Annotated in this window: 11 protein-coding genes; 7 read left to right on the top strand and 4 right to left on the bottom strand. The window is 67.9% G+C overall.

Annotated elements, in window-relative coordinates:
* The first annotated feature begins 117 nt into the window (after positions 1 to 117).
* The 7 genes from BM297_RS14235 to BM297_RS14205 all read left to right on the top strand — a co-directional run bounded on the left by BM297_RS14235 (position 118) and on the right by BM297_RS14205 (position 8,759).
* The gene (locus tag BM297_RS14235; RefSeq protein WP_092432624.1) at positions 118 to 1,455 is read left to right on the top strand and encodes a purine-cytosine permease family protein; all 1,338 of its coding nucleotides are present in this window, start codon (positions 118 to 120) and stop codon (positions 1,453 to 1,455) included.
* 131 nt (positions 1,456 to 1,586) lie between these two features.
* Complete coding sequence (locus BM297_RS14230) at positions 1,587 to 2,777, top strand: hypothetical protein (protein ID WP_092432623.1); 1,191 nt, start codon at positions 1,587 to 1,589, stop codon at positions 2,775 to 2,777.
* A 207-nt stretch (positions 2,778 to 2,984) separates the two neighbouring features.
* On the top strand, positions 2,985 to 4,730 hold the full coding sequence (gene capB / locus BM297_RS14225; protein WP_092432621.1) for a caprolactamase subunit beta: 1,746 nt from the start codon (positions 2,985 to 2,987) through the stop codon (positions 4,728 to 4,730).
* Positions 4,731 to 4,751: 21 nt separating this feature from the next.
* Positions 4,752 to 6,836, top strand: a complete 2,085-nt coding sequence (gene capA / locus BM297_RS14220; RefSeq protein ID WP_092432619.1) for a caprolactamase subunit alpha — start codon at positions 4,752 to 4,754, stop codon at positions 6,834 to 6,836.
* A 98-nt stretch (positions 6,837 to 6,934) separates the two neighbouring features.
* Complete coding sequence (locus BM297_RS14215; protein ID WP_092432618.1) at positions 6,935 to 7,900, top strand: AraC-like ligand-binding domain-containing protein; 966 nt, start codon at positions 6,935 to 6,937, stop codon at positions 7,898 to 7,900.
* A 158-nt stretch (positions 7,901 to 8,058) separates the two neighbouring features.
* Entirely contained in the window at positions 8,059 to 8,355 is a 297-nt protein-coding gene (locus BM297_RS14210; protein WP_092432616.1) for a type II toxin-antitoxin system MqsR family toxin, read from the top strand.
* Positions 8,356 to 8,357: 2 nt separating this feature from the next.
* Positions 8,358 to 8,759: a type II toxin-antitoxin system MqsA family antitoxin gene (locus tag BM297_RS14205; RefSeq protein ID WP_092432614.1), complete on the top strand. Its 402-nt coding sequence runs from the start codon at positions 8,358 to 8,360 to the stop codon at positions 8,757 to 8,759.
* Between the two features lie 101 nt (positions 8,760 to 8,860).
* Here the strand turns inward: BM297_RS14205 and BM297_RS14200 are convergent, their stop codons facing one another.
* From BM297_RS14200 to glaH, 4 genes are all read right to left on the bottom strand, one after another.
* Positions 8,861 to 9,304, bottom strand: a complete 444-nt coding sequence (locus BM297_RS14200; RefSeq protein ID WP_217648267.1) for a GNAT family N-acetyltransferase — start codon at positions 9,302 to 9,304, stop codon at positions 8,861 to 8,863.
* Positions 9,305 to 9,534: 230 nt separating this feature from the next.
* A complete protein-coding gene (locus BM297_RS14195; RefSeq protein WP_092432612.1) occupies positions 9,535 to 10,893 on the bottom strand; it encodes an aspartate aminotransferase family protein in 1,359 nt (452 codons plus the stop codon).
* Positions 10,894 to 10,933: 40 nt separating this feature from the next.
* Positions 10,934 to 12,163: an L-2-hydroxyglutarate oxidase gene (gene lhgO / locus BM297_RS14190; protein WP_092432610.1), complete on the bottom strand. Its 1,230-nt coding sequence runs from the start codon at positions 12,161 to 12,163 to the stop codon at positions 10,934 to 10,936.
* Positions 12,164 to 12,249: 86 nt separating this feature from the next.
* Positions 12,250 to 13,224 carry a glutarate dioxygenase GlaH gene (glaH, locus tag BM297_RS14185; RefSeq protein ID WP_092432609.1) on the bottom strand — a complete coding sequence of 325 codons (975 nt, stop codon included), beginning with the start codon at positions 13,222 to 13,224 and terminating at the stop codon, positions 12,250 to 12,252.
* Between the last annotated feature and the right edge of the window lie 175 nt (positions 13,225 to 13,399).

Below are 13,399 nucleotides of genomic sequence, written 5' to 3'. Positions count from 1 at the left end.
GCGCAGCCCCAGTACACCCATCGACAAAAGCCCGGGCCTGCAACAGCAAGCCCGGGCGCGGCGATTTTCCTACTGTCATGACCTCTCGCTTCTTCCAACAACAACAAGAGATCTGTCATGGCCGGAAAACCTGCAAACCAGCATTCGGGTACCGATAGCGCGGTCCCCCTCGATCAACGCCTCAGCCGCGGCTCGCTGACCATGGCCTGGTGGGGCATCTGCAGCGCGATGTTCTACCTGGTGGTCGGCGCCGCCCTGGCGATGGGCTTCGGCACGCGCAACGCGATCATCGGCCTGCTGCTGTCGGTGGTCTGCTACGGGGCGATCAACGCGCTGATCAGCCGCTACGCCATCGCCAGCGGGCTGTCGGTGGCGCAGTTCTCGCGGCGCCTGTTCGGCCGCGCCGGCGCCGCCCTAGCGACCCTGCTGTTCAGCGCTACCGCCATCTACTACGCCGCCTTCGAGGGCTCGGTGATGGCGGTGGCGTTCAACCACTACGCGAGCGCGATCAGCCTGGAGCAAGCCTTCCTGCTGGTGGTGGTGGTGTACAGCGTGCTGCTGATCTTCGGCCACGCCATGCGCTGGCTGGACAAGCTCAACGGCGTGTTGCTGCCGCTGTACCTGCTCGGCCTGGTCGCGGCGCTGCTGATGGCGGTGGACCAGTACGGCTACTCCTCCGCCTGGCTGGAGCTGGCGCCGGAAGGCGGCGCGCCCGCGTACGGCTGGTGGAACTGCTTCACCTACTTCATGGGCGTCTGGGTGCTGATGATGTACACCTGGGACTACGCCCGCTTCGGCCGCCCCGAGGACAGCGACTACCACGCGCGCGTCAACTTCGGCATGCCGTTCTACGCCGTGGCCTTCCTGCTCAACGGCCTGGCCGGGATCTTCCTCGCCGCCACCATCCCCACCGAGGGCGGTGTCAGCGAGGTGTCGGTGGTGTTGTCGATCGTCCAGCTGATGGGCCTCTGGGGCCTGCTGTTCGTGTGGGTCACCCAGACTCGCATCAACACCGGCAACTTCTTCCTCGGCGCCACCAACCTGCAGGCGCTGGGCGCCAGCCTTGGCCTCGGTCGCGTGCCCTACGTGGTGTGGGCGGCGCTCACCGGCCTCACCGTCTACCTGCTGATGCGCTTCGACGTGTTCAGCTACATCCTCCAGGCGCTGGCCTGGCAGAGCATCTTCATCGTCGCCTGGGTGGCCATCGCCCTGGCGCACATCCTCGCCGCCCGCGGCGTGCCCGTGGCCGACGACGCCAGCCTGCCGGCGTTCGACACCCGCGGCCTGCTCGCCTGGTTCGGCGCCGCCGCCACCGGCATCGTCCTGCTCAAGGCCGGCGACGCCAGCCTGGCGACCTTCTCGGCGCCGGCGACCTTCGTCGTCGCCTTCGCCGGCTACCGGCTGCTCTGCGCCGGCCGCCGGCGCGCCTGGTCGGCCAGCACCGACAGCCTCTGAGCCCGGCGCAGGCGCCCGCCTGCCCGGCTCCCTCCCCGCGTTACGGAACGCCGCCCGACGGAAGCGCGCCGCTGCCTGCGGCGCGCTTCCGGTGTGCCCGCAAAACAACGACAACATCCCGGAGACACCCGATGCGTCACCCACTTCCCCGCCGCACCGCCCTGCTGCTGTGGCCGCTGCTGGCCGCGCCGCTGCTGGCCGCCTTCGCCCTGCCGGCCGCCGCCGTGCAGGTCACCGACAACCTCGACCTCGGCGGCGCGATCCGCGGCCGCCTGGACTACGACCCGGACCGCGACCTGTCCAAACTCGGCTTCGACACCTTCTTCCTCACCGCCACCTACGACTCGGACAGCTGGATCGGCGCCGCCAAGTACCGCTTCTACGGCAAGCACTATCCGTTCGACTACACCGACGAGGTCGGCGACGTCTCCTTCGCCGAATACGCCTGGCTGGGCTACAAGTTCGATGCCGAACGCCAGCTGCAGGCCGGCCTGATCCCGGTGCCGTTCGGCCTGCAGCCTTACTACGGCAGCACCTTCTTCGAGACCCTGGGCAGCGTGATCGGCCTGGAGGACGCCCAGGACATCGGCATCAAGTACCAGCAGAAGAACGCCGACTGGGACCTGCAGGCGGCCTGGTTCGCCATGCCCGCCGAGCAGGGCCACGGCACCAGCCGCGGCGGCACCACCTACGGCACCGGAGTAGCCACGGCCGACGCCTACGTGGTGGACGGCAGCGACAACCACGAGGAGAACATCTTCGTCGCCCGCCTGGCGCGCCACTTCCAGCTGGGCGACTGGGCCTCGGAGGCCGGCGTCTCGGCGCTGACCTCGACGCTGGAGAACCAGGACACCGGCGGCGACGGCGACCGCCGCGCCTTCGCCGTGCACTACCTCGGCCAGAACGGCCCCTGGAGCGTGCAGGTGCTGGCGGCGCGCCAGCAAATGAGCCCGGACAACCCCGGCAGCGACCGCCTGGTGACCTTCGGCAGCTTCGACGGCACCTTCAACGTCGCCGCCAGGGGCAACCTGTACGTCGCCGACCTCAGCTACGCGCTGCCCGGCCAGTACGGCTGGCTGTCCGGGGTCAAGCTGTACGCCAACTACAGCCGCTTCGCCAAGGACGCCAGCGGCTTCGCGGACTCCGAGCGCTTCATCGCCGGCAGCTCGTTCACCCTCGGCCCGCTGTGGATCGCCCTGGAATGGCTGCACGGCAAGCACGACCCGTACATCGGCGGCGGCAGCTACACCCAGAGCCTCGGCGCCGGCGGCAGCGAGCGCTGGGAAAACCAGCTGTACAGCAACATCGGCTACTACTTCTAGCCCGCCACGCCTCCACCTGTTCTGCCCCTTTCAGGCCAGCCTCGCGCTGGCCTTTTTTTGTTCCGCTGCCCCACCAGCCCAGTGCACTTGCGCGCAAAAACCGGTGCACCCCGCGACAAGCCCGCCCGCCGCGCGCCGCGTAGCTTGTAAGCCAAGGCGGCACCTTCCACGGCGCCCCTGTCCGACAACAACAATATGTGGTGACCCATGAGTACAGTAGATCCGATCACCCTAGCGGTCGTGCGCGGCGCGCTGGAAACGGCCCAGCGCGAGATGACCCTGACCCTGGAAAAGACCGGCCGGTCGAGCGTGTTCAACCTGGCCCACGACTATTCCAACGCCCTGTTCGACCACTTTCCGGAAATGATCCTGCAAGGCCAGGACATCCCGATCCACCTGGGTTCGCTGATCCCGGCGATGAAGTGCGTGGCCGAGTTCTTCACCGGCGACATTGCCGAAGGCGACGTGATCTACCACAACGACCCAGCCTACAAAGGCAGCCACATCCTCGACTGCTGCATGTACAAGCCGGTGTTCTACCAGGGCGAGCTGGTGTTCTGGACGGTGTGCAAGGGCCACCTCACCGACATCGGCGGCCCGGTGCCGGCCGGCTACAACCCGGATGCCAAGGAGATCTACGCCGAGGGCCTGCGCATCCCGCCGGTCAAGCTGTGGGCGGGCGGCAAGCGCCGCGAGGACGTGTTCAACCTGCTGCTCACCAACATGCGCGCCCGCCCCTACCAGGAGGGCGACATCAACGCCCAGTACGGCGCCTGCTGCGTGGGCGAACGCCACCTGCTGGAGCTGGTGGCCAAGTACGGCGTCGAGCAGGTGCGCGCCTGCATCGCCGAGCTGAAGAACATGGCCGACCGCCACATGCGCGCCCTGCTGCGCGACGTGCCGGACGGCCACTACAGTGGCACCGCGATCCTTGAGGACTCCGGCCACGGCCTCGGCGAGCTGGCGATCACCGCCCACGTGGAGATCCGCGGCGACGAGGCCCACGTGCGCATCGACAGTCCGCCGCAGGTGCCCTACTTCATCAACTCCTACGAGGGCAACTCGGTGTCCGGCGTCTTCCTCGGCCTGATGATGTTCGCCCAGGTGCCGCCGCCCTACAACGAAGGCCTGTACCGATGCGTCAGCGTCGACCTCGGCCCCAAGGGCACCCTGTGCAACGCCGAGGAGCCGGCTCCGCACGTCAACTGCACCACCACGCCGATGGAGACCCTCGCCGACGCCGTGCGCCTGGCGCTGGAGCAGGCCGCGCCCGAGCGCGTCACCGCCTCCTGGGGCCACGCCAGCGGCATCAACATCGCCGGCCACGACCCGCGCCGCGGCGGCGACGAGTACGTGACCATGGTGCTCGCCTCGATCATCTCCGGCGCCGGCGCCAACAAGGTGATGGACGGCTGGCACGCCTGCGGCCCGCTGTGCTGCTTCGGCGCGCTGATGAGCGGCGACATCGAGCTGCTCGAGTACTCCTACCCGATCGTCATCCACCGCTACAGCCTGATGAGCGACAGCGGCGGCGCCGGCGAATTCCGCGGCGGCTCCGGCACCCGCCTGGAGATCGAACCGCTGCAGCACGAGATGACCGTGGTCGGCTTCGGCGAGGGCCGCCAGCTGGCCACCGCCGGCGCCGCCGGCGCGCGCAACGCGCTGCTCGAGCCCAAGCTCGGCCGCCTGATCCACCGCCGCGCCGACGGCGAGGAAACCCACTACATCCAGAACCCAGTGCTGACCGTGCGCCCCGGCGAGCGGGTGATCAACGTCAACCCCGGTGGCGGTGGCTACGGCGACCCGCTGCGCCGGCCGATCGCCGCGGTCCTCGCCGACCTGCGCAACGGCCTGGTCTCCGCCGAGGGCGCCCGCCTCGAGTACGGGGTGATCGTCGACGCCGACGGCCATCTCGACGAAACCGCCACCCGCGCCGCCCGCGCCCCCCACTGAGCACTGCTGAGGAACATCGACATGCGTAACCAATATCGTCTGGGCATCGACGCCGGCGGCACCTTCACCGACTTCATCCTCGCCGACCGCAACGGCGGCGTGCAGCTGTTCAAGGCGCCGTCCACCCCCTCCGACGGCACCCTGGCCATCCGCGCCGGCCTCGCGCAGATCGCCGACGCCACCGGCCGCACCCCGGCCGAGATCATTGCCGACTGCGACCTGTGCATCAACGGCACCACCGTGGCGCTCAACGCGCTGATCGAGCGCACCGGGGTCAAGGTCGGCCTGCTGTGCACCGAGGGCCACGAGGACAGCCTGGAGATCCGCCTCGGCCACAAGGAAGAGGGCCATCGCTACGACGCCCACTACCCGCCGGCGCACATGCTGGTGCCGCGCCACCTGCGCCGCCCGGTCGGCGGGCGCATCCTCAGCGACGGCCGCGAGTACAGCCGGCTGGACGAGGACGCGGTGCGCGAGGCCATCGACTACTTCCGCGCCGAGGGCGTGCAGGCGGTGGCGATCTCCTTCGTCTGGTCGGTGCGCAACCCGGCCCACGAGCAGCGCGCCGCCGAACTGGTGCGCGCCGCCCTGCCCGGGGTGTTCGTCTGCACCGGCGTCGAGGTGTTCCCGCAGATCCGCGAGTACACCCGCACCTCCACCACCGTGGTCAACGCCTACCTGAGCCCGGTGATGGCGCGCTACGTCGAGCGCATCGACGCGCTGTTCGAGGAACTCGGCGCCCAGCAGCCGGTGCGCTACTTCCAGTCCAACGGCGGCCTGGCGCCCGGTGCGATGATGCGCGAACGCGCGGTCAACGCGATCAACTCCGGCCCGGCCTCGGCGCCGCAGGCCGGCCTGTCGGTGGCACGGCCGTTCGACATCGACAACGTGATCACCGTCGACATGGGCGGCACCTCGTTCGACATCACCCTGACCAACGCCGGACGCACCAACTTCAGCAAGGACGTCGACTTCCTGCGCCAGCGCATAGGCGTGCCGATGATCCAGGTGGAGACCCTCGGCGCCGGCGGCGGCTCGATCGCCCACCTCGACGAGTTCGGCATGCTCCAGGTCGGTCCGCGCAGCGCCGGCGCCAAGCCCGGCCCGGTGTGCTACGGCAAGGGCGGTACCGAGCCCACGGTGACCGACGCCAACCTGGTGCTCGGCTACCTGCCCGACGGCGCCCTGCTCGGCGGCAGCATCCGCCTCAACCGCCAGGCGGCACTGGACGCCATCCGCAGCAAGATCGCCGACCCGCTGGGCATCAGCATCGAGCGCGCGGCCTACGGCATCACCACCCTGGTCAACCTGAACATGGTCAACGGCATCCGCCGCGTGTCCATCGAGCGCGGCCACGACCCGCGCGACTTCGCCCTGATCGGCGCCGGCGGCGCGGCCGGCATGCACGTGGTGCGCCTGGCCGAGGAGATCGGCATCCATACCGTGCTGATCCCCAAGGTCGCCTCCGGCCTGTGCGCCTTCGGCCAGATCCTCTCCGACATGCGCTACGACCAGCTGACCACCCTGCCGATGCGCCTGGACGCCGGTCACGCCGACCTCGCCCTGCTCAACCGGGCGCTCGCCGAACTGCGCGGCAAGGGCCTCGACAACCTGCGCGACGACGGCTTCGGCGCCGACGCCATCGAGTGCCACTACACCCTGGAGATGCGCTACCTCGGGCAGATCCACGAGTGCAGCGTGGAACTGGCCAGCAGCCAGCTGGACGAGCAGAGCCTGACCGCGCTGTGCGACGCCTTCCACCAGCGCCACCAGGCGCTGTACTCCTACAGCGAGCCGGGCAGCCCGGTGGAGCTGGTCAACCTGGAGTGCTCGGTGATCGGCCGCCTGCCACGTCCGCCGCTGCCCGAGCTTCCGGTGCCCGCCGAAGCCGCTGCCCCGGTTCCGGCCAGCCTGCGCAAGATGCTGTTCAGCGCCGACGGCGAGTGGCAGCCGACCGCGGTGTACGACGGCAACCACCTGCAGCCCGGGCAGACCGTGCAGGGCCCGTGCGTGATCGAGGAAAGCACCACCAACATCGTCATCCCACCGGGCTGGCAGGCGAGCCTGACCCCGTCCGCTACCTACCGGGTGACGCCACGGACTTGACCACCCGGTCACCCAGGCCAATGATGGCGAATTAACGGCGCGGCAGGGATTTCCCTGCCGCGCTGTCCTCAAAACAACGATAATCGTGAGGACAGGCCATGGCTCATCAGCTCTCCACCCGATACTGGCCGCAACAGGAACGCCAGCTCCGCTGGGCAGAAGCGATCGGCAACACCTACTTCCCCCTCAGCCTCGAATTCGATGCGGGCGCCAGCTTCCAGGGCAGCCTGCACGTCTGGGACACTCCGAGCACCCCGCTCACCCTCTCCCGCCTGCGCTCCAGCCAGCTCGCCTATTCGCGCAGCAAGGCCCAGGTCAGCCAGGACCCGGAGGCCTGCTACCTGGTCACCGTGCCGCGGCAGACCGAAGTCCTCTTCGAGCAGGACGGCCGCGCCCTGCGCTGTCAGCCGGGCGGCTTCATCGTCGAACGCGGCGATGCGCCCTACCGCTTCCACTACGCCGCCGACAACGATCTCTGGGTGTTCAAGCTGCCCGAGCGCGCTCTGGTCGGCCAGCTGCGCGGCGCGGAACGCTACACCCGCTTCTGCTTCGACGCCCGTCGCGGCCTCGGGCGGATCTTCGTCGAGCAGCTCGGCCTGTGCGCGGCGCGCTTCGACGAGTGCGACGCCGCCGCCCGCCACCTGCTGCTCGAACAGGCGATGGCGACCCTGCTGATGGCCCTGCGCCAGGACGAGCGGGTGCTCAACAGCGAAACCTCGACCCTCGCCGCCGTGCACCTGCAGCGCGTCGAGCAGTACGTCGAGCGCCACCTGGCCAACCCGGAGCTGGCCCCGGCGCAGATCGCCGAGGCCTGCGGCCTGTCGCTGCGCTACCTGCACAAGCTGTTCGCCGCCACCCCATACACCCTAGGCGAGTGGGTCCGCCTGCAGCGCCTGGAGGCCGTGCACCGCCAGCTGCGCGACCCGCACTGCCACCTGTCGATCGGCGAACTGGCGTTCCGCTGGGGATTCAACGACCAGGCCCAGTTCACCCGCGCCTTCCGCCAGCAGTACGGCTGTACCGCGCGGGAGGTGCGTGGAGGGTTGCAGAGGCGGGGGGAGTGAGGGCCTGCCCCAGAACCACGGCCATGACGGGTCGTGGTTTTTCCTGCTTGCCGCCTCCGCATCCAGGCTTGACCAGCCTGCCGAGGAAGGCGGCGCAGCAGAATCGCCCCAGAATTAACCTACTTGCCAAACGAGGACTGTCAGGCTAATTTCGGCCCATGGAAAAGCGAACGCCGCACTGCAAGCTGCCCGCCGTCAAAGCCCTGGTCGAAGCCGGCAAGGTGCGCTCGACCATGTCCGCGCTGGCGGGAGCGGCGGCGTTGGGGCTCGACTTCGAAGGGATGCTCGGCGTGGTCATGGCGCTGGTCACGGCAGACTTCTACAAGAGCATGACCACACATGCGGACCATACGGTCTGGCAGGACGTGTACCGGCATCGCACGGCTGCCGGAGAGGTCTACCTGAAACTGACGGTCATCGATGACGTGCTCATCGTGTCCTTCAAGGAGCTGTGAACATGAAATGCCCATCCTGCGGAGCGGCGGAACTGGTGCATGACACCCGCGATCTGCCTTACACCTACAAGGGCGAAGCAACGGCGATTCCGGCCGTGGTCGGCGACTTCTGTTCCGACTGCGGTGAAGCCGTGCTGGATGCCGGTGAATCGAGCCGCGTCAGCGCGGCGATGCTGGCGTTCAACAAGCAGGTGAACGCCTCGATCGTCGACCCGGGCTATATCGCCTACGTGCGCAAGAAGCTAGCGCTGGATCAGCGCGAGGCGGCCGAGATCTTCGGCGGTGGCGTGAATGCCTTCTCGCGCTACGAGAACGGCAAGACCAGGCCGCCCCTGGCACTGGTCAAGTTGCTCAAGGTGCTGGATCGCCACCCCGAACTGTTGAGCGAAGTCCGCGCGGGCTGATCGCTTCACCGAGCGGTGGGCGTACAGCGTTTTCCTCCTGCAGGTCGAAACCTCGAAAGGCGAAGCACCAACCTTCCTGCACGGCTGGCGCCTCCTTCAGGCTACCCCCCAAGCCTCTTGACGAAGTGGTGGCAGCCAATCTGGTAGTGATGGCGCATGTACAGGCGATGCGCCGCCGCCCGCTCCCGGCCGACGCCGGAGTCAAGGTGCACGGCGCTGCAGCCCAGGCGGGCAGCCTCGGCTTCGGCCCACGCCATCAGGCGGTCGCCAAATCCGCGCCCGCGCCATTCGGGCAGGGTGGCGATGTCGACGATGTACAGCGACTGGCCCAGCCACAGCGAGTGCTGGATGCGGTAACCGAGCACGGCGGCGGCTGCGGGCGAGCCGTCGGCAAAGATGCCGACCAGCTGGTAGCCGTTGGGCCGCAGCTGCTGGTCGATCACCCGCACCATCTCTTCCGCCGCGTAGTGCGGCCAGAGTTCGCGCAAGGCGTCGATTGCGCTGGCGGTGTTGTCTGCCGTGATCGGCACGACCGGGATGTTCAAGGGGACCTCCTTTTCGGGTTGCGTTCCGTGGTTCGGACAGGCCTGCCGCTCAGCTGCGTCGGCTGACGCGAAAAGGCCGGCTTGCGCCGGCCCGGGCTATCGCGTGCCAACAGATCCGTAGGGGCGAATTCATTCGCCAAAGTCCCCGCCAGGGCGAATGAATTCGCCCCTACAGGGGATGGACCGACGCCACGCATGCGCTTGCTCCATGGCGCCGGCCTCTTCTCAGCTCACTTCGCCCACTGCGCCGTGTCGTCCAGCGCGCGTTCGAAGCGTTCGAGCAGCAGGTCCATCTCCTGCTCGTCGATGATCAGCGGCGGACAGAAGGCGATGGCGTCGCCCATGGCGCGGGTGATCAGGCCGTGCTGCTGGGCGCGACCGGCCAGGTAGCGGCCGAGGGTGCCGGTGGTCTGGTACGGCGCCTTGCTGTCCTTGTCGCCGACCAACTCGACCGCGGCGATCAGGCCGCAGCCGCGCACCTCGCCAACCAGCGGGTGGTCGGTGAAGCGACGCAGCGCGGCGTGCATGCGCTCGCCCATGGCGGCGGCGTGAGCGACCAGGTTGTCCTCCTCGATGATCTTCAGGTTCTCCAGCGACACCGCAGCCGCCACCGGATGGCCGCTGGCGGTGAAGCCGTGGCCGAGGGTGCCGAGGCTGCCGCTCTGCGCCTCGATCGGCTGGTACACCGCATCGTTGATCAGTACCGCGGCGATCGGCTGGTAGGACGAGGACAGCTGCTTGGACACCACCATGATGTCCGGCTGGATGCCGAAGGTCTGGCTGCCGAACATCTGGCCGGTGCGGCCGAATCCGCAGATCACCTCGTCGGCGATCACCAGGATGTCGTACTTGCGGCAGACTTGCTGGACCTTCGCCCAGTAGGTGCGCGGCGGCACGATCACGCCGCCGGCGCCCATCAGCGGCTCGCCGATGAAGGCGGCGATGGTTTCCGGACCCTCGGCGAGGATGGTCTGCTCCAGTTCGGCGGCCAGGCGGTCGGCGAACTGTTCCTCGCTCTCCCCCGGCAGGGCGTAGCGGTAGTGGTGCGGGCAGCCGACGTGCAGGAAGCCCGGCAGCGGCAGGCCGAAGCCGCGGTGGTTGGCCGGCAGGCCGGTGAGGCTGGCGCTGGCCACGGTGATGCCGTGGTAGGCGTTGGTGCGGGCGATGAACTTGTTCTTTTCCGGCTTGCCGAGGGCGTGGTTGCGGAACCACACCAGCTTGACCACGGTGTCGTTGGCCTCGGAGCCGGAGTTGGTGAAGAACACCTTGCTCATCGGCACCGGCGCCATCTGGATCAGCTTCTCGGCCAGCTCGATGCTCGGCCGGTGCGCCTTGTGGCTGAACAGGTGGTAGAACGGCAGGGTCTCGAGCTGCTGCTGCGCGGCGCGGATCAGGCGCTGGTTGCTGAAGCCCAGCGCGGCGCTCCACAGCCCCGACATGCCTTCGATGTAGTCCTTGCCCTGGTCGTCGTAGACGTACACGCCTTCGCCGCGCTCGATGATCAGCGGGCCCTGCTCCTGGTGCAGGCGGGCGTTGGTGTAAGGGTGCAGCTGGTAGTGGATGTCCTTTTCTTGCAGCGATTGGCTCATGACGCGCGCTCCATGGGGATTGGGCAAGGCATTTAAGGCTTCAGGCGGTCTGGCGCTGCCTGTTGAACCCGGGCAGGTCGGCGAGCTGGGCGTCGATCTGCTCGATGATGTAGGCACCGATCGGGATGGCCGAGGTGGCCGCCGGCGACGGCGCGTTGCACACGTTGACGCTGCGCCGGGTGTTGCGGAACAGGAAGTCCTCGATCAGCTTGCCCTCGCGCGATACCGCCTGGGCGCGCACGCCCGCCGGGTAGGGCTTGAGGTCCTTGAGCTCGATGCTCGGGCAGTACTTGCGCACTTCCTGCAGGTAGCCGCGCTTGAACAGCGAGTTGCGCATCTCCACCAGGCCGGGGCGCAGGTTGTTCTTCAGCACCTTGAGGATGCCGGGGTCGGTGAGCATGGCGAAGGTGTCGGACAGCGAGATGTCGCGCTTGCGGTAGCCCTCGCGCTTGAGCGCCAGCACCGCGTTGGGGCCGACGGTGACGGTGCCGTCGATCATCCGCGTCAGGTGCACGCCGAGGAACGGCATCGACGGGTCGGGGATCGGGTAGATCAGGTGGTTGACGATGCTGTTGTGCTCGGCCGGCAGCAGGTAGTACTCGCCGCGGAACGGGCAGATGGTGAAGCCGGGATCGAGGCCGAGCATGCGCACCACGCGGTCGGCCATCAGCCCCGAGCAGGAGACCATGAAGCGGCTGGTGAACTCGCCGACCGAGGTCTTCACCAGCATTTCGGTGGGGCGCTCGTCGAGGCCGATCACCTCGGCCCCGTAGCGAATCTCGCCGCCGCGCATCTGGAACTCGCGGGCCATGGCCGCGGTGACCTCGGCGTAGCTGACGATGCCGCTGGAGGGCACGAAGATGCCGCCGATGCCGGTGATGTTCGGCTCGCGTTCGCGCAGCTCGCCGGCGGACAGCCACTCGCGCTGCAGGCCGTTGGCGGCGGTGCGCTCCCACAGCGCCTGCATGCGCTGCATTTCCAGCTCGTTGGTGGCGACCAGCAGCTTGCCGCACTCATCGAAGCGAATGCCGTGTTCGGTACAGAACGCCTTGGTGGCCCGGTTGCCGGCCAGGCAGAACTTGGCCTTGAGGCTGCCGGGGGTGTAGTAGACGCCGGCGTGGATCACGCCGCTGTTGTGGCCGGTCTGGTGGCGCGCGGGCGCGGATTCCTTTTCCAGCAGCAGCATCCGGCTGTCGGGATAGGCGCGGAGCAGTTGCATGGCAGTGGACATGCCGAGGATGCCGCCGCCGATGATGATGAAGTCGTACACCTTGTCTGCCCTTCTTGACTGATGGTTATGGGGCACGCGAGGACGGCGCACGCGGATCTCCGTCCTCGCGAATGGCGAGCAGAACCTTACTGACGCGGCTGGCGCAACACCTTCTTATGGGTGAAATAGCCGCGCTGGCGCATCAGCTCGCGGCGCAGCCCCGGATGGGCGATGAAGCGGTCGCGGCCGTGCAGCCAGCTGTGGTTATTGATCAGCAGGAAGCTGCCCACCGGCACGCGTACCGACAGCTTGTGCGCGCTGCCTTCGATGGAGTCGCACAGGTCGGCCAGCCAGTTGCCTTCCTCGAAGTTCTTCGGCTGCACGAACTGGTCGATGTAGCTGATGATCGGCCGGCCGGCGACGTCGGTATCGAACACCGCGTGATGGATGTCCTTGGCGACGTTCTTGCTCGGCGGTGCGCTCCAGCGCATTTCGCGGCGCGCCAGCGGGTGGGTGTAGAAGCGCTCGAGGTCTTCCCAGTCGTCCAGGTGCAGCAGCAGCGAGTTGCCGCCTTCCATGTTCTGCTCGTCGATCTTCAGCATCAGCACGTAGTCGGTGTCCTGCTCGACGAAGGTGCCGTCGGTGTGCAGCTCCATCACCCGATGCGCCTGGCGCAGGTAGCTGTCGGAGTTGTCCTCGTTCTGCACCACGAAGCGCGCGTAGTACTGGCCGCTCATCGCGTCGTAGTTGGAGCGGCCGAACAGGTGCGCCACGGCGGTGGTGACCTTGACCATGTCCTCGGCCTGGGTCACCGAATCCAGCCCTTCCGGGGTGATCAACAGGGCGCCGGTGTCGCGATCGGCCAGGGTGTCGATCAGCAACGGCTGCAGGGTGTGGCCGCACAGCTCGTCGAGCAGGCGCGCGCAGCGGAAGCGCAGGAACGACTTGTACTCCAGCGCCTGCACCGGATAGTCGGCGACCGCGGCGAGGAAGGCCTCGACGGTGCTCTGCGGGAAGGTCAGCTGCAGCAGGCGCGGCGAGATCGCCGACGGCGCCAGGCTGTAGCCCTGCGGCTCGATCGGCTGGACGGCGGACGGCTTGAGTTGGACGACGGTGGTCATGGCGGGCGCTCCTGGACTAGGCGACAAATGAGTGAGACGTTTTTTGTTAATGTCGGCGTAAATTAAAAATATCGACATTTTTTACTGCTGTCAAAAATTTTCAACACAGCCTGACGAAGCGAGCGCCATGCCCGCGATTGGGTATGATGTCCGGGCACCACGAGGAAGGACGGCG

Origin of the sequence: Geopseudomonas sagittaria (genome assembly GCF_900115715.1) — a bacterium.
In the GTDB taxonomy this organism is placed as follows: domain Bacteria; phylum Pseudomonadota; class Gammaproteobacteria; order Pseudomonadales; family Pseudomonadaceae; genus Geopseudomonas; species Geopseudomonas sagittaria.
The sequence above is the reverse complement of the archived record's forward strand: the minus strand, read 5'-3'. Positions and strand labels throughout refer to the sequence as shown.

Bases quoted from the DNA above. Each gene is read 5' to 3' on its own strand.
- BM297_RS14230 (WP_092432623.1), top strand. From the start codon at position 1,587: ATGCGTCACCCACTTCCCCGCCGCACCGCCCTGCTGCTGTGGCCGCTG.
- capB (WP_092432621.1), top strand. From the start codon at position 2,985: ATGAGTACAGTAGATCCGATCACCCTAGCGGTCGTGCGCGGCGCGCTG.
- BM297_RS14210 (WP_092432616.1), top strand. From the start codon at position 8,059: ATGGAAAAGCGAACGCCGCACTGCAAGCTGCCCGCCGTCAAAGCCCTG.
- BM297_RS14205 (WP_092432614.1), top strand. From the start codon at position 8,358: ATGAAATGCCCATCCTGCGGAGCGGCGGAACTGGTGCATGACACCCGC.
- BM297_RS14215 (WP_092432618.1), top strand. From the start codon at position 6,935: ATGGCTCATCAGCTCTCCACCCGATACTGGCCGCAACAGGAACGCCAG.
- BM297_RS14195 (WP_092432612.1), bottom strand. From the start codon at position 10,893: ATGAGCCAATCGCTGCAAGAAAAGGACATCCACTACCAGCTGCACCCT.
- glaH (WP_092432609.1), bottom strand. From the start codon at position 13,224: ATGACCACCGTCGTCCAACTCAAGCCGTCCGCCGTCCAGCCGATCGAG.
- capA (WP_092432619.1), top strand. From the start codon at position 4,752: ATGCGTAACCAATATCGTCTGGGCATCGACGCCGGCGGCACCTTCACC.
- BM297_RS14235 (WP_092432624.1), top strand. From the start codon at position 118: ATGGCCGGAAAACCTGCAAACCAGCATTCGGGTACCGATAGCGCGGTC.